Annotated in this window: 19 protein-coding genes, 6 tRNA genes and 1 pseudogene; 9 read left to right on the top strand and 17 right to left on the bottom strand. The window is 71.0% G+C overall.

Going from position 1 to position 18,853, the window contains the following annotated elements; genetic code table 11:
- Positions 1–21: 21 nt before the first annotated feature.
- The 7 genes from AC0665_RS24585 to AC0665_RS24555 all read right to left on the bottom strand — a co-directional run bounded on the left by AC0665_RS24585 (position 22) and on the right by AC0665_RS24555 (position 8,028).
- Positions 22–2,757 (bottom strand): exo-rhamnogalacturonan lyase family protein, encoded by a 2,736-nt coding sequence (locus AC0665_RS24585; protein ID WP_478606457.1) that lies wholly within the window; start codon positions 2,755–2,757, stop codon positions 22–24.
- A 112-nt stretch (positions 2,758–2,869) separates the two neighbouring features.
- The gene (locus AC0665_RS24580) at positions 2,870–3,499 is read right to left on the bottom strand and encodes a hypothetical protein (protein ID WP_478606460.1); all 630 of its coding nucleotides are present in this window, start codon (positions 3,497–3,499) and stop codon (positions 2,870–2,872) included.
- 7 nt (positions 3,500–3,506) lie between these two features.
- Complete coding sequence (locus AC0665_RS24575) at positions 3,507–4,427, bottom strand: carbohydrate ABC transporter permease (RefSeq protein WP_478606463.1); 921 nt, start codon at positions 4,425–4,427, stop codon at positions 3,507–3,509.
- Complete coding sequence (locus tag AC0665_RS24570) at positions 4,424–5,425, bottom strand: carbohydrate ABC transporter permease (protein WP_363121056.1); 1,002 nt, start codon at positions 5,423–5,425, stop codon at positions 4,424–4,426. Before AC0665_RS24570 ends, AC0665_RS24575 begins: the two co-directional genes overlap by 4 nt.
- Entirely contained in the window at positions 5,425–6,714 is a 1,290-nt protein-coding gene (locus AC0665_RS24565) for an ABC transporter substrate-binding protein (protein WP_478606465.1), read from the bottom strand. The genes AC0665_RS24570 and AC0665_RS24565 overlap by 1 nt, the downstream gene beginning before the upstream one ends.
- Before the next feature lie 737 nt (positions 6,715–7,451).
- Positions 7,452–7,523: transfer RNA gene (locus AC0665_RS24560), tRNA-Val, on the bottom strand.
- Between the two features lie 46 nt (positions 7,524–7,569).
- Entirely contained in the window at positions 7,570–8,028 is a 459-nt protein-coding gene (locus AC0665_RS24555) for a TIGR02611 family protein (RefSeq protein ID WP_468410267.1), read from the bottom strand.
- A 191-nt stretch (positions 8,029–8,219) separates the two neighbouring features.
- Between AC0665_RS24555 and AC0665_RS24550 the strand changes: the two genes are divergently transcribed.
- Complete coding sequence (locus tag AC0665_RS24550; protein WP_004002642.1) at positions 8,220–8,633, top strand: SsgA family sporulation/cell division regulator; 414 nt, start codon at positions 8,220–8,222, stop codon at positions 8,631–8,633.
- A gap of 306 nt (positions 8,634–8,939) precedes the next feature.
- Positions 8,940–9,500: a CGNR zinc finger domain-containing protein gene (locus AC0665_RS24545; protein WP_363120238.1), complete on the top strand. Its 561-nt coding sequence runs from the start codon at positions 8,940–8,942 to the stop codon at positions 9,498–9,500.
- Positions 9,501–9,580: 80 nt separating this feature from the next.
- Here the strand turns inward: AC0665_RS24545 and AC0665_RS24540 are convergent, their stop codons facing one another.
- Positions 9,581–9,778, bottom strand: a complete 198-nt coding sequence (locus AC0665_RS24540; protein ID WP_478606468.1) for a hypothetical protein — start codon at positions 9,776–9,778, stop codon at positions 9,581–9,583.
- A gap of 157 nt (positions 9,779–9,935) precedes the next feature.
- Entirely contained in the window at positions 9,936–10,382 is a 447-nt protein-coding gene (locus AC0665_RS24535) for a hypothetical protein (protein WP_478606471.1), read from the bottom strand.
- Between the two features lie 174 nt (positions 10,383–10,556).
- Here AC0665_RS24535 and AC0665_RS24530 point away from each other — a divergent pair, with 174 nt between their 5' ends.
- The gene (locus AC0665_RS24530; RefSeq protein WP_478606473.1) at positions 10,557–11,081 is read left to right on the top strand and encodes a DsbA family protein; all 525 of its coding nucleotides are present in this window, start codon (positions 10,557–10,559) and stop codon (positions 11,079–11,081) included.
- A gap of 25 nt (positions 11,082–11,106) precedes the next feature.
- On the opposite strand, the gene AC0665_RS24525 is transcribed toward AC0665_RS24530, so the two are convergent.
- From AC0665_RS24525 to AC0665_RS24515, 3 genes are read right to left on the bottom strand one after another with little or no spacing between them, the layout of a single operon-like run.
- The gene (locus tag AC0665_RS24525; protein WP_478606475.1) at positions 11,107–11,931 is read right to left on the bottom strand and encodes a GNAT family N-acetyltransferase; all 825 of its coding nucleotides are present in this window, start codon (positions 11,929–11,931) and stop codon (positions 11,107–11,109) included.
- Between the two features lie 54 nt (positions 11,932–11,985).
- Positions 11,986–12,807, bottom strand: a complete 822-nt coding sequence (locus tag AC0665_RS24520) for an aminotransferase class IV (protein WP_478606478.1) — start codon at positions 12,805–12,807, stop codon at positions 11,986–11,988.
- Entirely contained in the window at positions 12,804–13,847 is a 1,044-nt protein-coding gene (locus AC0665_RS24515) for a chorismate-binding protein (RefSeq protein ID WP_478606481.1), read from the bottom strand. Before AC0665_RS24515 ends, AC0665_RS24520 begins: the two co-directional genes overlap by 4 nt.
- 177 nt (positions 13,848–14,024) lie before the next feature.
- Between AC0665_RS24515 and AC0665_RS24510 the strand changes: the two genes are divergently transcribed.
- From AC0665_RS24510 to AC0665_RS24490, 5 genes are all read left to right on the top strand, one after another.
- Positions 14,025–14,097 (top strand) — tRNA-Gly (locus AC0665_RS24510).
- Positions 14,098–14,133: 36 nt separating this feature from the next.
- Positions 14,134–14,207, top strand: a tRNA-Cys gene (locus AC0665_RS24505).
- 1 nt (position 14,208) lies between these two features.
- Positions 14,209–14,280, top strand: a tRNA-Val gene (locus AC0665_RS24500).
- A gap of 22 nt (positions 14,281–14,302) precedes the next feature.
- A tRNA-Val gene (locus tag AC0665_RS24495) sits at positions 14,303–14,374 on the top strand.
- Positions 14,375–14,417: 43 nt separating this feature from the next.
- A tRNA-Val gene (locus AC0665_RS24490) sits at positions 14,418–14,489 on the top strand.
- Positions 14,490–14,550: 61 nt separating this feature from the next.
- Here AC0665_RS24490 and AC0665_RS24485 read toward each other — a convergent pair.
- The 4 genes and pseudogenes from AC0665_RS24485 to AC0665_RS24470 all read right to left on the bottom strand — a co-directional run.
- Positions 14,551–14,832: a TFIIB-type zinc ribbon-containing protein gene (locus AC0665_RS24485; RefSeq protein ID WP_311684290.1), complete on the bottom strand. Its 282-nt coding sequence runs from the start codon at positions 14,830–14,832 to the stop codon at positions 14,551–14,553.
- A 78-nt stretch (positions 14,833–14,910) separates the two neighbouring features.
- Positions 14,911–15,852, bottom strand: coding sequence for a phosphotransferase family protein (locus tag AC0665_RS24480; protein ID WP_478606483.1), 942 nt, complete (start codon positions 15,850–15,852; stop codon positions 14,911–14,913).
- A gap of 202 nt (positions 15,853–16,054) precedes the next feature.
- Positions 16,055–16,261 (bottom strand): hypothetical protein, encoded by a 207-nt coding sequence (locus AC0665_RS24475; RefSeq protein ID WP_363120246.1) that lies wholly within the window; start codon positions 16,259–16,261, stop codon positions 16,055–16,057.
- Between the two features lie 205 nt (positions 16,262–16,466).
- Positions 16,467–16,766, bottom strand: a pseudogene (locus AC0665_RS24470) (hypothetical protein); the annotation flags it as partial.
- 195 nt (positions 16,767–16,961) lie between these two features.
- Between AC0665_RS24470 and AC0665_RS24465 the strand changes: the two are divergent.
- Positions 16,962–18,422 (top strand): serine/threonine-protein kinase, encoded by a 1,461-nt coding sequence (locus tag AC0665_RS24465; protein WP_478606485.1) that lies wholly within the window; start codon positions 16,962–16,964, stop codon positions 18,420–18,422.
- Between the two features lie 33 nt (positions 18,423–18,455).
- Here AC0665_RS24465 and AC0665_RS24460 read toward each other — a convergent pair whose 3' ends face one another.
- The gene (locus tag AC0665_RS24460; protein WP_478606487.1) at positions 18,456–18,848 is read right to left on the bottom strand and encodes an NUDIX domain-containing protein; all 393 of its coding nucleotides are present in this window, start codon (positions 18,846–18,848) and stop codon (positions 18,456–18,458) included.
- Positions 18,849–18,853: the final 5 nt, after the last annotated feature.

The raw sequence follows: 18,853 nt of genomic DNA, 5'->3' as shown, positions 1-18,853 counted from the left end.
CCTGTGTTCGCCCGGCTTCCGTTACGGCATCTTGTCGCCGAGCAGCGCCAGGTTCTCGATGGCGGCGAGGCCGTACAGCGCGGTGTCGTTGGTGGAGACCCAGGTGGCCTCACTGCCCGGCACCAGCGCGACCGGGCCGCTCAGCTTCTCCGTCTTCCAGGGCGCCGACTCCTTGTAGCCGTCGGAGTTGTAGAACTTCTCCCACGCCCGCTTGGCGAGCTTCTCGTCCCCGGTCTTGACGGCCGCGTACGCGTCGAGGCGCGAGTGGCCCTGGAACAGCAGCAGGTTGCCGAAGTCGGAGCCGTAGCGGGCCTTCTGCTCGGCCTTGGTGGCGTTGAAGTAACGGCAGTAGTCGAAGTACGCCTCGTTGAACTTCGGCATGTCGACGAGGTCGATGAGCTCGGCGCACAGCTCGTTGAGGCCGAAGACGGCCGAGAGGTGCGAGACCTCCACCTTGGGGGCCCCGGCGACGGCGAACCTGCCGGTGTCCAGGTCGTACAGGCCGCTGCCCTGGATGAAGCCGTTGGGCTGGGCGGCGATGGTCTCCATGGTGGACAGCACGCGGGCCTTGGCCTTCTCCCACTTGGGGCCCTTGCGCTCCCACTCCGTCAGCCAGGCCGACACCAGGCCGCTCCAGTCCGTGCCGAAGCCGACCGACAGTGCGTGCCGGTCGGGGGTGTACGGCTCGGTGCGGATCTTGCGCAGCGGGTCGAGGGCGAGGAACGTCTCGTCGGAGTCGACGTTGGCGTGCATGAGGTCGCCGACGCGTTCGTCCGCCGTGAGGAAGTAGTAGTAGCGCCGGTAGGTGGTGTTGGCGATGCGCTGCTGCTTGGCGCTGTCGGCGAAGTGCTGCACACCGTGCCGGGTGCCGAGGCCCGCCCATTTGCCCAGGTGGTAGACGTCGACCTCGCCGGTGTGCCGGGTCATCGCCTCGGCGAAGCGGAAGATGTCGGCGCGGCCGGAGCGCAGGTAGGCGAACCAGAGCCACAGGTCCGGCGACAGCTCGGAGTTGTCCCAGGCGTAGCCGCCGATGTCGTACCGCCACTGATGCCGGAACGTGTCGTAGGTGTGCATGATGTCGCCGTAGTCCCAGAAGCCGTACCAGCGGCGCTGCTCCACCTGGTCCTTGTAGTAGGTGAAGAGGAAGTCGAGGTGGTCCTCGATCTTCGCCTTGGCCGGGGTGGAGCGGTCGGGCTCGGAGTACATGCCCGGGCCGAAGACCTTGGCCTTGATGAGCTGCCTGGGCGGGGCGGCCAGCTGCGGCAGCACGCGGACGGCCTTGACCTGCTCGGCGAGCCGGTCGGGGCTCGGTGTCGACTCGTTGGCCCAGAAGAGGAGTTCGGAGGTGCGGGCGATGCCGTACGGGGTGCCGAACTCCGGCTCGTAGTCCTCGTAGGTGATGTTGAGTCCTTCGATCTGCTCCGGGTAGGTGTCCTGGCCCATGCCGTCGTGGTAGAAGCGCATGTCCATGGGCTGTGCTTCCGGCGACCAGAGCCAGAGGGTGACCTCGGCCTCGTCGGTGTGCGCGTCCCGGATGTCGAGCTGGGCGGGGAACTTCTCCCAGAAGTCGCGCAGCCCGAAGGAGAACCCGCCGCTCGCCCCGCCGACGTAGCCGAAGCCGGAGGCGCGCCCGCCACCGCCCGCGGCGACCCAGCCGTGCCCCTTCTTGGTGCGCTTGCGCAGGGTGAAGCCGTCGGCGGACAGCTGGGAGAGGGTGTAGTCGCCCCATTCGGGGATGTACTGCAGCCGGGTCGTCACCCGCTGGTCCCAGGTGGCCGGGTCGGGCAGTTTCCTGCCCTCGAACTGGGCCGCCTGCACGGCCGCGCCGGGGTCCCGGCGCAGTCCGGTGATGCCCTTGACGGCCTCGCGGAGCATTCCGGTGCCCTCGCCGCCGATGCGGATGTGGCGGTCGTAGGACTCGTCCCGCAGGGGCACGGTGAAGCGGACTCCCAGGCCCCGGATGAAGTCGCCACTGGCCTTGCCCGGTTCCTGCTTGCCGTCGTAGGTGATGGTGTGCACCATGCGGAAGGAGTCGGCGCCGGCGTAGAAATAGAGTCTGATCGAGAAGGGCAGCCAACTGCGGCCGCCCTTGCGGTGTTTGCCGTCGATGCGGACGACCGCGCGGACCGGGCCCGCCTGCTCGACCTCGACCTTGGAGATCGCGCCGTCGAAGCGTTCGGTCTTGACCGCGCCCTGGTCCTCGTCCTCGATCTCGGGCTGGCGGATCAGCACGAGCCGGCCGTTCTTCGCGATCTCGGTGGAGCCCCGGGTGACGGACTTGACGAGGGTGGAGCCGGATGTGCCGATCCTCGCCGTGATGACGCCGGTCGTGATGTCGATGGTGCCGCCGTGCTTGCCGACGGTGACCTTCTTCTCGGGCGCGGCGGGTGTCCCGGGGGCGAGGGTGAGCTTGCCGTCGCTCGAGGCGACCGCGTGCGCGGTCCACTTGAGGGAGCCGTCGGGCCAGTAGGCGATCGGCCAGGACTGTACGGGTACGGCCTTGCCGCCGGCGTCCGTCAGCGCGAAGGTCTGGTCCTTCTGGTAGGCGCCCTTGGGCCAGGGCACGCCGAGGGTGGAGCCGGGTGCGGCGCCGAGGCCGCCGTCCTCCAGCCAGTCCAGGGTCACCGGCTCCGCGTCGGCGGCTTCGGCTCCGGGCGCGGCCTGGGCGTCCTGGGCTCCCAGTGCCCAGCTGAACTGGGTGGCGGCTCCGGTGACGGCGGCCGCCTTGAGGAGGGATCTGCGGGGGATGGGAGACATGGCGATGCTGCCTTTCCTTGTCCGTGCGGGAAGCGAATCCGTGCGGGGGTCAGGGGCATGACAGAGCAAGGCGCGGCGCCGGGGGCGCCGGCCTGGAAGGGGGGCACCGCCGTCAGCGGTGCCGGTACCGCTCCTCCACGGCGACGGCCGCGGCCGCCACGGCCCCGAGGACGGGGAGCGCCAGCGGCGCGGCGAACCAGGCGGACACGGCCACCACGGCCAGCCCGCCGACGATCAGGAAGGAACCGGCCGGGTCGAGCACCGTGCGCCGCCCGGCCCCGGCCAGCAGCGTCCGCCAGCGGGCGCCCGGCGCCCACACCGCCGACGCGCGCAGCCCGGCGACGACGAGCCCGATGAGCGCGACCACACCGAGGGCGCCGACGAGCGGCCCGCCGGGAATCCCCGCCCGGGCCGCCCGCACGTCCACCCAGACCGCGCCCACCGCGGCCCACCCGGCGATCCCGGCGAGCCACCCACCGCGCAGGGCCGTGCGGAAGTCGGCGACGAACTCCCGCCGGCCGCCGCCCTCATGTGCCGTATGGCGTCGCAGGTGCCGCGCCCCGGCGGCGAACGCGGCGGGGTAGGTGACCACTCCCAGACAGGCCACCGCGATCCACACACCGGTCAGCAGGCACTCGGCGAACACCGCGAACCTTCCCCAAGCTCTCGACTCCGCTCGAGCAGTAAAGGCCCCATGGGCCGACGCCGACTCCCCCCGTGCCTTCACCCGTGTCCCGGCCATGCCCGCCTCAGCCCTTCAGGCCCGACGTGGCCATGCCGTCGATCAAGTAGCGCTGGAAGGCGAGGAAGAAGGCGAGCACCGGAAGCAGCGCGACCAGTGACATGGCGATCATGCCGCCGTAGTTGGCCAGCCCCTCCTGGTCGACGAACATCTTCAGGCCGAGCGAGACCGTGTACTTGTCGGGCTCGTTGAGGTAGATCAGCGGGCCCATGAAGTCGTTCCAGGAGTTGATGAACGTGAAGATCGCGCTGGTGATCAGGGCCGGCCTGCTCAGCGGCAGCACGATCGACCAGTAGGTCCGAAAGTGCCCGCAGCCGTCGAGCCGGGCCGCCTCGTCCAGTTCCTTGGGCATGTTGCGCATGAACTGCACCATCAGGAAGACGAAGAACGCTTCGGTGGCCAGGTACTTCCCGAGCAGCAACGGCGTGTAGGTGTTGATCAGTTCAAGGTTGCGGAACAGCACGTACTGCGGGATCAGCAGCACGTGGTACGGCAGCAGGAGCGTGCCGATCATCAGCGTGAACAGCAGATTGCGGCCCGCGAACCGGATCCTCGAGAAGGCGTAGGCCGTCAGCGAGCAGGAGACCAGGACCCCGATCACGGAACCCACCGCGAGGAACAGCGAGTTGAAGAAGAACGTGGAGATCGAGATGTCCGCGATGCCGTCGGCGAGGCTCTTGTAGTTGGCGATGACCGGGTCGGTCGGGAGGAGGTCCAGGCTGCCGACGATCTCGTCGCTCTTCTTGAAGGACCCGCCGATGACCCAGATCACCGGGTAGAGGATCACCGCGAGAACCAGGAGTGATCCGATGTGCCAGGCGAGGGAGCCGGGCAGCTTGCGCCGGAGCGCTCCGGCTGTGGCCTTGACGTCGGTGGCCGATGGGGGTGCCCCCTGATCGAGCGGAGTCGAGAGATTGGGGGAGCTCATCGGGCGCCCTCCTCGTAGTGCACCCAGCGCTTCTGGGACCAGAACAGCACCGCCGTCACCAGGGCGACCGCGACCAGCAGGAGCCAGGCCATCGCGGAGGCCAGACCCATGCGGCTGTTCTCGAAGCCCTGGACGTAGAGGTAGCAGGTGTAGACCATCGACCCGTCGGCCGGACCGCAGGCGTTGCCACCGGCGCCGCCGCCGACGATGTACGCCGAGCTGAAGATCTGGAAGGAGTGGATCGTCTCCAGCAGCACGTTGAAGAAGAGGACCGGAGAGATCATCGGCAGCGTGATGTTCCAGAACCGCCGCAGCTTGCCCGCCCCGTCGACCTCGGCCGCCTCGTACAGCTCGCGCGGGACCTGCTTGAGACCGGCCAGGAAGATGACCATGGGGGCGCCGAACTGCCAGACGGTGAGGGCCACCAGACTGTAGATGATCATGTCCGGGTCGCCGGTCCAGCCGCCGACGTCGATGCCGAACATCTTCTGGGTGCGGTCGACGATCGCGTCGTCCGAGAAGATCGCCTTCCAGACGATCGCGACGGAGACGCTCGCGCCGATGAGGGACGGCGCGTAGAAGGCGGCCCGGTAGAAGGCCTGCCCGCGCCGGCTCTGGGCGAGCAGCAGGGCCACACCGAGGGCGGCGATCAGCTTGAGCGGCGTGCCGACGGCGACGTACCAGAGCGTCACCTGCACCGAGTGGCGCCAGCGCGGATCGCCGAACATCTCGGAGAAGTTGCCGAGGCCGATCCACTTGGGGGCGTCGAAGAGGTTGTAGTCGGTGAAGGCGTAGTAGAGCGAGGCGATCATCGGGCCCGCGGTGAGCAGCAGGAACCCGGCGATCCACGGGGACATGAAGAGATAGCCGGCCAGGTTCTCCCGGCGCCGCCGCCGCTTGAGGGCGGCGGGGCGCTCGGGTGTCACCGGACCGTGCCGCGGCTCGGAGTCCTTTGACAGGCCCTCCATCGCAGGGGCGTGTGTCACGGTGGTTCCCATCAGGTGCCGAGAGCCGTCTTCGACTCGCTGAAGAACTGCTTGACGGCCTCGGCCACCGAGCGCTTGCCCAGGCCGAGTTCCTCACCAATGCGCAGGAAGGCGGCCTCGCAGACGTCCGCGCCGTTCGGGTGCGGGGTGATGGGCTCCAGGACGCCCGCCTTGACGAGGGACTCCTCGTAGGCGGCGATCGCCTTGTTGACCTCGTCGGTCGGCTTGTACGCGTCGAACTGCGCCTGTGTCGCGGGGACGCCGCGGTCGTAGCCCATGATCTTGGCGACCTCGGGGTCGTGCACCATGAAGTCGATGAACTGGGCGACTTCCTTGGGGTGCTGGGTGCGCTTGGCGGCGCTCAGCATGAGGGAACCCAGGTACTGGCCGGTCTTCTTGCCGTCCGTGGTCGGGATGGGGGCCAGGCCGTACTCGCTCTTGCCCTCGGAGGTGTAGCGGACGGTGAAGTTGTCCCAGGTGAACTCACCGGCGGAGATCTCCCCGGCGACCGCCGACTTGGGCTTGATCTGGGCGACCTTCTTCTGGTTGGCATAGCTGCCGTCCTCGACGCCTTGCTTCGCCTTCGTCCACCAGTCCGTCAGATCCGCCTCGGTGAAGCCGAGGGCGTCCTCGGTGAAGAACGCCTTGCCGTTCTGGCGCAGGTAGAGGTCGTAGAGGTACATGATGTTGTACGGGCCGGTGTCACCCGCACGCCCCGTCTTGTCACGGATCTTCTTCATCGCCGCGTGGTAGTCGTCCCACGTCCAGCCCTGCTCCGGCTTCACACCGGCTCGCGTGTAGACGGGCTTGTCGATGACCAGGGACATGGAGTTCGAACCGACCGGAACGCCGAGGAGCTTGCCGTCGACCTCGCCGAACTTCTCCAGGCCCGCGCGGAATCCCTCCATCCGGAGGTGCCCCGCCTTGACCTGCTCGCTGAGATCGAGCAGCACGTTCTTCGCGTCGTATTTCCGGAGGAAGCCGATCGCATTCTGGAACACGTCCGGCGGATTTCCGCCGGAGGCCTGGGTGTTGAACTTTTTCCAGAAGTCGAGATAAGGCTGGAAGTCCGTTTTAACCTTGATCTTCGGGTACTTCTTGTGGAAGAGCTCGATCGTCTTGTTGATTCGCTCTGCGCGGTCCTCCGCACCCCACCACGCGTAACGGATCGTCACCGTCCCGTCCGCGGAGGTCCCTCCGTCGCCACCGCAGCCGGTGGTCGCCGCCAGCCCCATCGTGGCCGCCGTAGCCCCGGCCGCCTTCAGAATCGTACGTCTCTCAACGTTCCTGCCGTTCAGCACCGTTGGACCTCCCCGCACGTCGTCCCGCTCGCATGAATCGTTTCAAGTAAGCGCTTGCTGGCACAAGTTACGGAGGGGCTGAGGGTGCGTCAATGATTCGGACAAGATTTTCTTACCGAGAGCCGACCGCTGGAGCGGGCGGAGCGGGCAGCACCAGGGACGGGGCGGGGCGACGCCGCTGGTGACGGCGGTGTGGTCGGATCGCCGAACGGGGTGCGGGTGGCGGGGTGAGTTTTGTGCGCGACCGGAAGACGACGGTGGGGTGGGAGTCGCGGGTTCAGGGGTGTGGGTCTGTTTCGGCCATGTGGCGCTGGGATGGGGTGGAGCTGGGTGAGGGGGGCGGCGACTGGGGGTTACGGAGCGGGGGTGGGGCTGGGTGTGGGGGTAGCAGGAACGGACGGGTGGGCTGACGTTTCCCCCGGGCGGCACCAGGTCGGCCGGAACGAAGCGATGCGGAGGGTGGGTGCCGGCCCTGCTCGGCGGGGGTGACATGGAGCTTGACCGGTGAGGGGCGCGCTGTCGGGCCTGACCAGCGGAGGCGGTGACAGAGGTCCGGCGGACAGATCCAGCGGACGGGGGTCTGAGCATCGGGTTCAGCGGCAGGGCCCCTGGAGCCGATGGCAGCAGGTCGGACCCGGCCGGCGAACACCGCCGGAGAGGGCACCCGCACCACCGCCCCGCCGCTGGCAGAACGACGGCGGCCCACCTGCTGGTCGCAGGTGGGCCGCCGGTCCGGGTGGGCGATACTGGGTTCGAACCAGTGACCTCTTCGGTGTGAACGAAGCGCTCTCCCACTGAGCTAATCGCCCGGACGCAGGAAGAACATTACCCCATGTCAGGGGGTGCGTGTGACGCTCACTGGTCCTTGATCTTCCACGGCATGACGACGCCGAACTTCCACAGGTAGAAACCGACGATCACGCCCACGATCACCAGCCCGACCGACGTCAGGATGATGTTGCGGCGCCGCACCCTGGGGTCGAGGGCCCGGTGGGCGGCCTCCGTGACCTTCCGCTTGGTCCAGCGCAGCACCAGCTGCGCCCAGACGAACTCCGTCGCCCAGATCGCCATGCCGCCGAAGATCACGACCCAGCCCGGACCGGGCAGGGGCAGCATGATGATGCCGGCCACGACCACCGCGAGGCCGATGATGAAAACGCCGACCTGCCAGCTCAGGTGCAGCGCGCGACGCGCCTTGATGAATTCCGGCGCCCGGGAGCCGAGGCCCCGGTCCTGCTCGCCGTGCACCTCGCCCGTCCCCGATTCGTCCGACGCCACGGCCACCTCGCCCGGCTCGTTACTCCCCGTATTCATACGGACGAACACTACCGGAGCGAAACCAGTCACCGGAATGGCCGCATGCCGCGAACGATCCCTCGGCCGGAAGAGTTACGTAAAGGCACGCAAAACACTCAGAGGGGTTTACAACGGCACCGTAGGTGGCATGTCGATTTCGCCGACGTGCGAATCCCCGAGCGCACACTGAGCGAAAGGCCCTGGCGCTTATGAACACCACGGTCAGCTGCGAGCTGCACCTGCGCCTCGTTGTGTCGAGCGAGTCATCCCTGCCTGTCCCCGCAGGCCTGCGGTACGACACGGCCGACCCCTACGCCGTGCACGCCACCTTCCACACCGGAGCCGAGGAAACCGTCGAGTGGGTGTTCGCCCGCGACCTCCTCGCCGAGGGACTTCACCGCCCTACGGGCACCGGCGACGTCCGTGTCTGGCCGTCGCGCAGTCACGGTCAGGGCGTCGTCTGCATCGCCCTGAGCTCGCCGGAGGGCGAGGCCCTGCTCGAGGCCCCGGCGCGGGCCCTGGAGTCCTTCCTGAAGCGGACCGACGCCGCCGTGCCCCCCGGCACGGAACACCGGCACTTCGACCTCGATCAGGAGCTCTCGCACATCCTGGCGGAAAGCTAGGGCGAGGCGCTCACCAAGCCGCCCGGCGCCGTCGACTCGGGGAGACGGCTCGGGCTCGGACAACCGCATACGGGATGACACCGGCGCCGGTACCGCGGATCACGCGGCTCGGCGCCGGTTCGCGTGCCGGCTCCACTCCCCCGTCGGCATCTCTCCCCTGCCGGTGCCCGCGGGAACCACGGCGGGCCCGGCGGCGTTCTATTCGAAGCCATGTGCGGGCATGAGGGCGGTCCGGCGGCGGTGGAGCCGTTACCATCGGCCAGCATCGGCGGGCGCCCGCCCGACCCTCAGGCCAGGGAGCGAATCGTGCTGATCACCCACGACACCCGGTGCGCCCTCGACACCGTGGTCGATCTGGTGAACACCGCACCGGAGGACGACACGGCCGCGGACGGGCTGCCGGACGTGGCGGCCCTCGCGGACTTCGTGCGCAACCACGAGATCAGCGACGTCGGGGTGCTCTCGGAGTTCGACCTCTCCGCGGTGCGCAGGATCCGCGAACGCTTCGCCGCCGTCTTCGCGGCCCCCGACGCCCGGAGCGCCGCCGGGCAGATCAACGAGCTGGTCGCGGCCGCCGGCACCACCCCCCGGCTCACGGATCACGACGGCTACGACTGGCACGTGCACTACTTCGCGCCCGGTGCCTCGGTCGCGGATCACCTGGCCGCCGACTGCGGGATGGCGCTGGCGTTCTTCGTGGTGGCTGGGGAGCAGGAGCGGCTGCGGCGGTGCGAGGCGCCCGACTGCCGGCGCGCCTTCGTCGATCTCTCCCGCAATCGCTCGCGCAGGTACTGCGACAGCCGTACCTGCGGTAACCGTCTGCATGTGGCCGCGTACCGGGCGCGCCGCAAGGAGGCGGCGGGCTGACAGCCGCCGCAGGTCCGCGAGGTCGGGAAAGAGCGCCGGCGCGGACCCGGCGGGTGGCGCCGGGTACCGCGGGTTGAGGCTCACAGCAACAGCAGATCGTGCAACGCGGCCATGAGCAGCAGGCACCCGATCACCGCCAGGAAGATCATCAGCGGTGGCTGGGAGAGGGCGAAGAGGCAACCGCGCGGCTCGTCCTGCCCCGGACGTGGCTCGTCCCGCGGGGGGTGCGGCCGGTCCCGCGGCGGTGCGGGGTGGCTCTGTTTCGTCGTGTCCAGCATCTCGCGGCGATGATGACGCAGTCGCCCGGCCGGGCGCGATCGGCGACGTCGTCGCGTGCGGGGATGCGCCGATTCCGTGAGGTCCGGTTCGGGTTGTGATCACTTCCGCGCACGGACGGACCCTCTGTGACGATTCGGCCCCGGGCGGGCCGCTCGGTCAGATGCCGTGCTTCTTGAGGATGGCCTCGATGTCGCTGAAGTCGTCGTCACCCCGGGAGGCGGGGGCGGGACGGGCCGCGGCCGGGCGAGCGCCGCCCCGGGCCAGGCCGGGCGTCGAGGCCGCCGGGGCCACCGCGTCGGGCTGCTCCGCCGCGCGGGCCGCGGCCCTGCGCTCCTTGCGGGTGCCGCCGCGACGCCGCTCCACGGCTCGTGTGGTCATGAAGAGCAACCACGCGAGACCGAGCACGCCGAATCCGGCCCAGGCCGTCGGGCTGAACGCGGTGTCGGCCAGCCATTCGACGACCCCCGTCATGACGAGGCCGATCGGGACGAGCGCGTACGCGGCGATGCGGACCGCCGCGAGGTAGCGCTTGCGGTACGCCGTGATCACGGCGATGCCCAGGCCTGCCGCGGACACGGCGGAGCAGACGGTCTCGGCAATCATCCGGTCCTCCAGGCGTGGCGCGGTCGGGTCGGGGCACTTCGTCCCTTCCATCCTGCACCCGCCCCACCCCGCCGGGCCATGGTCCGCTCCGACATCAGGGACATCTCCGGGTCGTCTCCTCCGCAGGTGCCGGTGCGCTGCGCCCCCGGCCGCCACTGCTGGGAGACTGTCGGCATGAGTGACTCCACCCCCGACCGTTCCACCGCTCCCGTCCTCGAGATCTGGTGCGATCTCCAGTGCCCGGACTGCCGTACCGCGCTGGACGATCTCCATGCCCTGCGCGCCCGCTACGGCGACCGTCTGGAGCTGCGGCTGCGGCACTTCCCGCTGGAGAAGAACAAGCACGCCTTCGCCGCCGCCCAGGCCGCTGAGGAGGCCTGGGAGCAGGGCCGGGGATGGCCGTACGTGGAGGCGCTGCTGGGGCGGGTCGAGGAACTGGCCCGTGCGGGTGAGCCCTTCCTGGTCCAGCTGGCCCGCGAACTGGACCTGGACGCCGAGGAGTTCGACACCGCGCTGGTCGACGGCCGGCACATCCTGATCGTGGACGCCGACCAGGCCGAGGGCAAGGCGCTCGGCGTGACCGGCACCCCGACGTACGTCATCGGCGGTGAGCGGCTGGACGGCGGCAAGAGCCAGGAGGGGCTGCGCGAGCGGATCGAGGAGATCGCCGACCGGCTGCTGGCCGGGCAGGAGCAGTGACCGCCCTCGCCCGGCTCACGGGCCGTTACAACAGCGGCTTGTACAGGGCGTACTGCGTCGTCTCGTAGCCGAGCGACGCGTAGAGCCGTTCGGCCGGGGTGTTGCCGGCGAAGACGTTGAGGCCGAGGGTCCGCCTGCCCTCGGCGATCGTCTGTGCTTCCGCCAGGAGCATGAGGGTGCGGCCGTGGCCCTTCCCCCGGTGGGCGGCGTCGACCTCGACGTCGAAGACGAACGCGCTGTTCTCGCGCACCGCCAGCCACAGCGTGCCGACCCGTGTGCCCAGGTGTTCGACGACGCTGATGAGCATGCCGGGGGTGGCGAGCCCCTCGGGCAGGAGGGTGGCGTGGTCGCGCTGCGATTTGGCCCGGGCCTCGGCCTCCGGGACACCCCGCTCCATCCAGCCGCGGGCGTAGTGCTCCTTGCCCTGCTCCAGCCAGGGGCCGAACTCCGCCTCGGTCATGGGCCGGGCGCGACTGCCCTCCGGCAGGTCGGGCGGGGTGTCCCCGAGAGGCTTCTCCATGCCGCGGTTGCGGACGACGTAGCCGAGCGCCGTGGCGAGCCGGAGTCCTGCCGTGGACTCGGCGGGGACCGTCGCCTCGATGCGGCGGCACCCCCAGCCGCGCACGACCTCCTCCGCGGCGAGCGCGGCCACGGTGCCGCGGCCCCGCCCGCGGTCCGGTTCGTCGATGCGCAGCTTCATGATCCGGGCCACCGCCGCGCCGAAGACCGGGTGTGTGCCGAGGTGTATCACCCCCACGGGACGGCTGTTCACACACACCTGGAAACGGCGTGAGCGCGTCCCGTCGTCGTTCTGCTGAAGCGGCTCGGTCGGCCGCAGGGTCGTGGTCATCAGGGGTGTTCTACCCGCAACCAGGGCCCCGGTCAGCCGATTATCCGGGGCGGTTCACGGGTCGAGGTCGTTCCCGGACCGCTCCTCGAAGATCCGCATGGCCTTGGCGGTCACCGGGCCGGGCGCGCCGGGCAGCTCACGGCCGTCGACGCGGTGCACGGCCTGCACGTCCCGCAGGGTGGAGGTCAGGAAGATCTCGTCGGCCCGCTCCAGGACGTCCAGCGGCAGGTCGGTCTCGATGGCGCCGGTCCATTCGGCCGTCAGCGCGCGTGTGATGCCCGCGAGGCAGCCGGAGGCGAGCGGCGGCGTGTGGATCTCACCGTCGAGGACGACGAAGACGTTCGACCCGGTGCCCTCGCACAGCCGCCCCACGGTGTTGCCGAACAGGGCCTCGGAGGCGCCCTGTTCGCGGGCGCGGGCGAGAGCGACGACGTTCTCGGCGTACGAGGTGGTCTTCAGGCCGGTGAGGGCGCCGCGCTCGTTGCGGGTCCAGGGGACCGTGATCACGCCGGTGGAGTCGGGGCGGCGGGTCGTCTCGCCGACGGCGACGACGAGGGTGGGGCCGTGCTCGCCGCGGTCGGAGCCGAGGGGGCCGTGACCGCCGGTGTAGGTGATGCGCAGCCGGCCGAGCGGCACGGGGTTGGCCTCCAGGACGGCGGCGCAGGCGCGGCGCACCTCGTCGTGGTCCGGTTCGGGCAGGCCGAGGCCGCGCGCGGAGAGGGTCAGCCGGTCGAGGTGCCGGGTGAGCGCGAACACCCGGCCGTGCACGGCCTTCACGGTCTCGAAGACGCCGTCGCCCACGGTCAGCCCGTGGTCGAAGACGGAGACACGGGCGGACTCGATGTCCCGCAGCCCGCCGTCGAGCCAGATCTTCACGTCAGGTCCTCTTCCCTCGCCTCGTGGGTTCCCGACGCTATCGCGAGCAGCCGGGCCGCTTTCAGTTCGGTCTCCCGCCACTCCCCCTCCGGGTCGGAGCCCCAGGTGATGCCGGCGCCGGTGCCGAACCGCAGCGTGCCGTCGGACCGGTCGATCCAGAAGGTACGGATGCCGACGGCCAGCTCCCCGGTCCCACGGTCGGCGTCCACCCAGCCGATCCCGCCGCAGTAGGGGCCACGGGGCGCCGTCTCCAGGGCGTCGATGATCCGCAGGGCGCTGGACTTGGGCGCGCCGGTGACCGAGCCGGGCGGGAAGGCGGCGCCGAGCAGTTCGGCCCAGCCGGCCCCGTCCGCCAGCTCCCCGCGGACCGTCGAGACGAGATGGACCAGCCCGGGGTGCTTCTCCACGGCGCACAGGTCGGGCACCGTGACGCTGCCCGTGGCGCAGACCCGCCCGATGTCGTTGCGGACGAGGTCCACGATCATCACGTTCTCGGCGTAGTCCTTCTCCAGCAGGTCCGCCTCGGTCCTGCCGGTGCCCTTGATGGGCCCGGACTCGACGGTCCGGCCGTCGCGCCGCAGGAAGAGTTCGGGGGAGGCGGTGGCGATCTCCACGCCGTGCCCCGGCAGGCGAATCGTTCCGGCATAGGGGGCCGGGTTGCCCCGGGCCAGCAGCGCGGTGAGCGCGTCCACGTCGGCGCCGGGCGGGACGGGCGCGGACAGCACCCGGCACAGGTTCGCCTGGTAGACCTCCCCGGCCGCGATGTGGGCGCGGATCCGCCGCACGGCGGCCGTGTACGCGGCGCGGTCGAGCGAGGACGTCCAGTCGCCGGCAGCCGGTCCGTGCCACGCGCCGGGCACGGGAGCCGGCACGTGCGCCGTCCGGACCTCCGCGAAGCGGGCGCAGGCCAGACGGCCCTCGAAGTCGGCGCAGACGGCCCAGAAGCCGCTGGACTCCAGGGCTTCGGGATCGTCGGTGACATCGAGGAGCCCGGTGGCGACACGGTCACCGAAGCGGGCCAGAGGAGGGAGGTCGAGCACGCAGTCGAGTCTAGGCGGGTGTCCCGCGGGTGACCGGGGGATGTCTCCCCGGGCGGCCCTGTGACGTCGCTGAGCAGGGGAAGCGCAGCACGCTGCACAAACGCGTTTTTGTACTGGCCCCGGAATCCGCTAGAGTTCAACACGTCGCCGGGCCGCGAGAGCGGACCGAACCGACAGGCGGACGTAGCTCAGTTGGTAGAGCGCAACCTTGCCAAGGTTGAGGTCGCGAGTTCGAACCTCGTCGTCCGCTCGAAGGAAGAGGGGGATCCCGGTCCCCCGCACTCCTGGTGGAGTGGCCGAGAGGCGAGGCAACGGCCTGCAAAGCCGTCTACACGGGTTCAAATCCCGTCTCCACCTCCAAGGACGATTAGCTCAGCGGGAGAGCGCTTCCCTGACACGGAAGAGGTCACTGGTTCAATCCCAGTATCGTCCACTGGATCTTCGAGATCCGCCCCGCGCGATTAGCTCAGCGGGAGAGCGCTTCCCTGACACGGAAGAGGTCACTGGTTCAATCCCAGTATCGCGCACGCAGTGCCCACGACCCGTCGCTGACTGTGGTCATGGTCCCGAGGACGATTAGCTCAGCGGGAGAGCGCTTCCCTGACACGGAAGAGGTCACTGGTTCAATCCCAGTATCGTCCACATCACACCGGAGCCCCCGGCCGTTCTCGGCCGGGGGCTCCGGTGATGTCACGACCTCACGTCACGAAGAGAACAGCATGTGGCCGAAGCTCTTGTGGCGGTGGTGACCGTGGTGGCCGTGGCCGCCGTGCGGGGCGCCCCAGGCGGGAGCCGGTGGGGCCGGGTAGGCCTGCGGGGCGGGCGGGGGTGGCGGAGCCGGCTGGGACCACTGGGCCTCCAGACGGGTCAGCGACTCCAGCTCGCCGTAGTCGAGAAAGATTCCTCGGCAGCCGCTGCACTGCTCGATCTGGACACCGTTGCGGTTGTACGTGTGCATCGGCGCACGGCACTTCGGACACTGCATGGTCGTTCAACTCCTCGCCGTCGGTCCTGCTTCACCTCTCGCCAGGACAGACTCTGTCCCGCTGTGATCGGTTGCACCCTACTTCGCGTGGTCCTGCGCCGACTGCGGCGGGACGGCGGCCATTCGGTCACAGGCGTCCACGACCGCCTGTTCCACGTCGTCCAGCGCCCGGCCTGCCGCGGCCGCCTTGACCACGGCCCGGGCCGCGGTCTGCGCGGTGAGGGCACGGGCCGCGACGTCCAGGGCGGGCCAGGGATCGCCCTGGGCGGGGACGGCCGGGCCGCCCGCCTGCCGGTAGGCGGTGAGGAACCGGTCCCACGCGTCGGGCGGGAGCAGGCCGCAGGCGTACCAGGCGGCGGGGCGGGCGAGGTCCCAGGCGGGTGTGCCGACGCCGAGGTCGTCCACGTCTATCAGCAGCCAGGGGCCCGCCGGGGCGGGGTGGCGTACCAGCTGGCCGAGGTGGAGGTCGCCGTGGCAGAGGGTGCCGGTGTGCGGCATCGGGGCCTCGCCCCGGGACCACGGCGGGAGGGTGGCCCAGGCGCGCAGCACCGGGGCGGCGGCGGGGTGCGGGCCGGCCTCGCGGAGCCGGGCGATGGCCCGGGCCGCCTTGACCGGGCCGCGCATGGCGGGCAGGTCCGCGGGGGCCGGGGTGCGGTGCAGGCGGGCGAGCAGAACGGCGGCGGCCTCCCAGGGGGCGGCGTCCGGATCGTCCGGATCCACGGGGGTGCCGTACGGCCAGAACGTCACCGGGCGGCCGTGCAGGGCGACCGGGGTGGGGTGCAGCGGGGGCAGGAGAATGCCGGGGTGCCGGGCGGCGAGGGTGAGGCGGGCGGCGAGTTCGGCCGGGTCGGTGCCCGGGGGGTGGGCCTTCGCGACGGTGTCCGCGTGCCGCACCACCAGGCCGTCGGGGCGGTCGGCGAGCGTGGCCGCGCCGCAGGGGCAGGCCGATGAGCGCGTGTGGGCGGCGGCTCGGGCCTCGGCGGTGAGATCGGCCAGGAGCGGCCCGGGGGCGGAGTTCACCGGCTGAGAGTACGTGCAGACAGGGGCCCCGCCGCAGGGAACCGCACCGTTCCGGTGCTCGACGCCCGCGGGGCAAAAGCAATGCCGGCGCAGCTCCCCAGCTGCGCCGGCATTTTTGCCGTCCGCCGCACCCCCGTCCCCACGGGGTTTCATGGGTGGGATGTCCCCGCCCGGACCGCTCTTCCGGGCCTGGGGTCGCCGCTCAGCGCCCCAGCATCTCTCCCACGGACGACGCCTGTGTGGCCACTGTCTCCCACCCGTCGAAGACGAGGAGGAGCAGGACCGCCAGGGGAAGGGCCATCAGCGTCGCCACCACCGGGTGGCGACGGCCCGGGCGGCGGCGGAACGCGGCGGCGTACACCTTGCGTCCCTCTGCGCGGAGCAGCGTCCGCGGAGCCGTCTGGGCCATGGCCCCTCTCCTGACCGTGATCGGTTGTCGTTGACAGCGGCGGGCGTCTGACCTCGGGGGACGAGTGCTGCCACCCGCCGCTTGACCTCAAATCTAGGCGCCGGGCCCGCTTCGGGCGTCATGCCCTCGTACCGATTGCCGGGCCTCCCGGAGGATGAGTCGCCACCTGCGGTGTACTCCCCTGGGTGGAGACGGGGACACGGGTCTCAGGGTCTTCCCCGACGGGGCGCCCGGATCGTTCCGGTTTGCCGGTGCTCTCCTCCTGCGGAACCGGCTGTTCCGCCAGGATCGGCACCCGATTCGCCATACAGCGGGCGGTGCGCCCGACCGCCCCTCCCTACTGCCCACACGGCGTGGGGGAGCCCCGCCGGGTGACTTCGCTCACTTCCACGACACCTCGGCGCCCCGCCGTCTCCACCCTGTGGCCCGCCCCGCTCGCCATCACCACTGACGTGTGCGTCGTGTTCCCGGCGTCCACGGCCATCTCCACACGATCACCCTGCACAGGACCAATCCCCCTAAGCGCACGGGCGGTTGGGAGCACCCGCTGGGCGAAGTCCGCCTCCTCGCGCCCTCCCTGACCGCCTTTCAAGTCTCCCGCCGGCCACTGACAATCCATCACCCTGAGAGGGCGCGGCCTCTGCGCGCGGGCGGCCGTGGAAACGTAAGCTGTGGCTCGTCACAGGACCGGGCAGCGGGGATGAACATGGCGATGATGCGCCTGAGGCGCGAGGACCCGCGCGTCGTCGGCTCGTTCAAGCTTCACAGACGGCTCGGCGCGGGTGGGATGGGCGTGGTCTACCTGGGCTCCGACAAGAAGGGGCAGCGGGTCGCGCTCAAGGTCATCCGGCCCGACCTGGCGGAGGACCAGGAGTTCCGTTCACGGTTCGCCCGCGAGGTCTCGGCGGCCCGGCGGATCCGCGGCGGCTGCACGGCCCGCCTGGTGGCGGCCGACCTCGACGCGGACCGCCCCTGGTTCGCCACGCAGTACGTACCCGGCCCTTCCCTGCACGACAAGGTCGCGGCCGAGGGGCCGCTCGGCGCCGCCGACGTCGCGGCCGTCGGCGCCGCCCTCTCGGAGGGCCTGGTCGCGGTGCACGAGGCCGGGGTGGTGCACCGGGACCTGAAGCCGTCCAACATCCTGCTGTCCCCGAAGGGGCCGCGGATCATCGACTTCGGCATCGCCTGGGCCACCGGCGCCTCGACGCTCACCCACGTCGGCACGGCGGTCGGCTCGCCCGGTTTCCTCGCGCCGGAGCAGGTGCGCGGGGCCACCGTCACACCGGCCACGGACGTGTTCTCGCTCGGCGCCACGCTCGCGTACGCCTCGATGGGGGACTCGCCCTTCGGGCACGGCAGCTCCGAGGTGATGCTGTACCGCGTCGTGCACGAGGAACCGCAACTGCACGGTGTGCCCGACGCGCTGGCACCGCTCGTCCGGGCGTGCCTGGCCAAGGACCCCGAGGAGCGGCCCAGCACGCTCCAACTGTCCCTCAGGCTGAAGGAGATCGCGGCCCGGGAGTCGCAGGACCTCGCCGGTGTCCGGCCGCCCGCGCCGCGCGGTGCCGAGTCCGACCGGCTCGCCGACACCTACCCCGAGCGGACCCGGCGTCCGCAGGGGCCGCAGGGCGTGGGGGCGTCCGGGGCGCAGCGGGGCCGGAGCACTCCCCCGCCGCGTGGTGGGTCGCCGTCCCGGGACGGACATGGGGCGCCGGAGGGTACGCCTTCCCCGAGCAGGGGCGGATCGCGGTCGGCCGGGGGCGGTCCCCGTTCGACGGGTGGCACGGGCCGTGGCCGGGCTCCGGTGCGCGGATCCGGTGCCTCGCGCGGCGGCGCCCCGTCGCGGTCGGGGTCGCGGCCGACGCCCACCGGGCGCAACGGCACCCGCTCGGGCAGCGGCAGTCGCCCCGCCCCGCACAGCGGCACCGGACGCCCGGCATCCCGGAACACGGGCACCAAACTGCGCCCCGCCAACCCGCGGCTGCTGCGGCAGCGGCTGTTCGTCTTCGTCGTGGTGACGCTGCTGGTGGCGGTCGGCATCGCCCTGGTGCAGGGCTGTCAGGGCCCGGCCCGGGGACTGGGCGGCGACGGGGGCGGCGTACGGCAGGAACAGGTCCGGCAGGAGCAGGTCCGGCAGGACGGCTCTCCGCGGGGCTTCTAGCCGTGGGACGACGGCCCGCTGTTCGGCGGGCCGTCAGAGCTCCGGCATGATCCGTTCGAAGAACTCCCGGTCACCGTCGAAGACCGGGTCCAGCGCCAGGAACTCCCGCGGGGTGACCCAGCGGGTCTCGGCGACCTCGCGCGGGTCGGGGACCACCTCGCCGGTGCCGGCGCGGGCGGTCCACCAGTGGAGGCGGAAGCGGCGGTCGTCGGTCTCCGACTCCCAGACCTTCGCCTCCGGCACGACGGTGAGGCCGACCTCCTCGTGCACCTCCCGGACGACCGCCTGCTCCTGGGTCTCCCCCGGTTCCACCTTGCCGCTGACGGGCTGCCAGTAGCCGGGGCGGACGACCGCCGGTCCGCGCCGCACGGCGAGGAGACGGTCGCCGCGCAGGAGGACGGCGACGACGGCCTCGCGCTGCTCCATGGACG

Source organism: Streptomyces sp. NPDC043685 (assembly GCF_056436585.1).
Note: the sequence above shows the minus strand (reverse complement) of the source record. Positions and strands in the feature narration are given on the sequence as shown.

What these genes read in the sequence shown, in the direction of transcription:
- AC0665_RS24475 (WP_363120246.1), bottom strand. Translation starts at nt 16,261, where the DNA reads ATGGCCCAGACGGCTCCGCGGACGCTGCTCCGCGCAGAGGGACGCAAG.
- AC0665_RS24465 (WP_478606485.1), top strand. Translation starts at nt 16,962, where the DNA reads ATGAACATGGCGATGATGCGCCTGAGGCGCGAGGACCCGCGCGTCGTC.
- AC0665_RS24530 (WP_478606473.1), top strand. Translation starts at nt 10,557, where the DNA reads ATGAGTGACTCCACCCCCGACCGTTCCACCGCTCCCGTCCTCGAGATC.
- AC0665_RS24585 (WP_478606457.1), bottom strand. Translation starts at nt 2,757, where the DNA reads ATGTCTCCCATCCCCCGCAGATCCCTCCTCAAGGCGGCCGCCGTCACC.
- AC0665_RS24535 (WP_478606471.1), bottom strand. Translation starts at nt 10,382, where the DNA reads ATGATTGCCGAGACCGTCTGCTCCGCCGTGTCCGCGGCAGGCCTGGGC.
- AC0665_RS24540 (WP_478606468.1), bottom strand. Translation starts at nt 9,778, where the DNA reads ATGCTGGACACGACGAAACAGAGCCACCCCGCACCGCCGCGGGACCGG.
- AC0665_RS24485 (WP_311684290.1), bottom strand. Translation starts at nt 14,832, where the DNA reads ATGCAGTGTCCGAAGTGCCGTGCGCCGATGCACACGTACAACCGCAAC.
- AC0665_RS24525 (WP_478606475.1), bottom strand. Translation starts at nt 11,931, where the DNA reads ATGACCACGACCCTGCGGCCGACCGAGCCGCTTCAGCAGAACGACGAC.
- AC0665_RS24550 (WP_004002642.1), top strand. Translation starts at nt 8,220, where the DNA reads ATGAACACCACGGTCAGCTGCGAGCTGCACCTGCGCCTCGTTGTGTCG.
- AC0665_RS24570 (WP_363121056.1), bottom strand. Translation starts at nt 5,425, where the DNA reads ATGGGAACCACCGTGACACACGCCCCTGCGATGGAGGGCCTGTCAAAG.
- AC0665_RS24555 (WP_468410267.1), bottom strand. Translation starts at nt 8,028, where the DNA reads ATGAATACGGGGAGTAACGAGCCGGGCGAGGTGGCCGTGGCGTCGGAC.
- AC0665_RS24460 (WP_478606487.1), bottom strand. Translation starts at nt 18,848, where the DNA reads ATGGAGCAGCGCGAGGCCGTCGTCGCCGTCCTCCTGCGCGGCGACCGT.
- AC0665_RS24580 (WP_478606460.1), bottom strand. Translation starts at nt 3,499, where the DNA reads ATGGCCGGGACACGGGTGAAGGCACGGGGGGAGTCGGCGTCGGCCCAT.
- AC0665_RS24575 (WP_478606463.1), bottom strand. Translation starts at nt 4,427, where the DNA reads ATGAGCTCCCCCAATCTCTCGACTCCGCTCGATCAGGGGGCACCCCCA.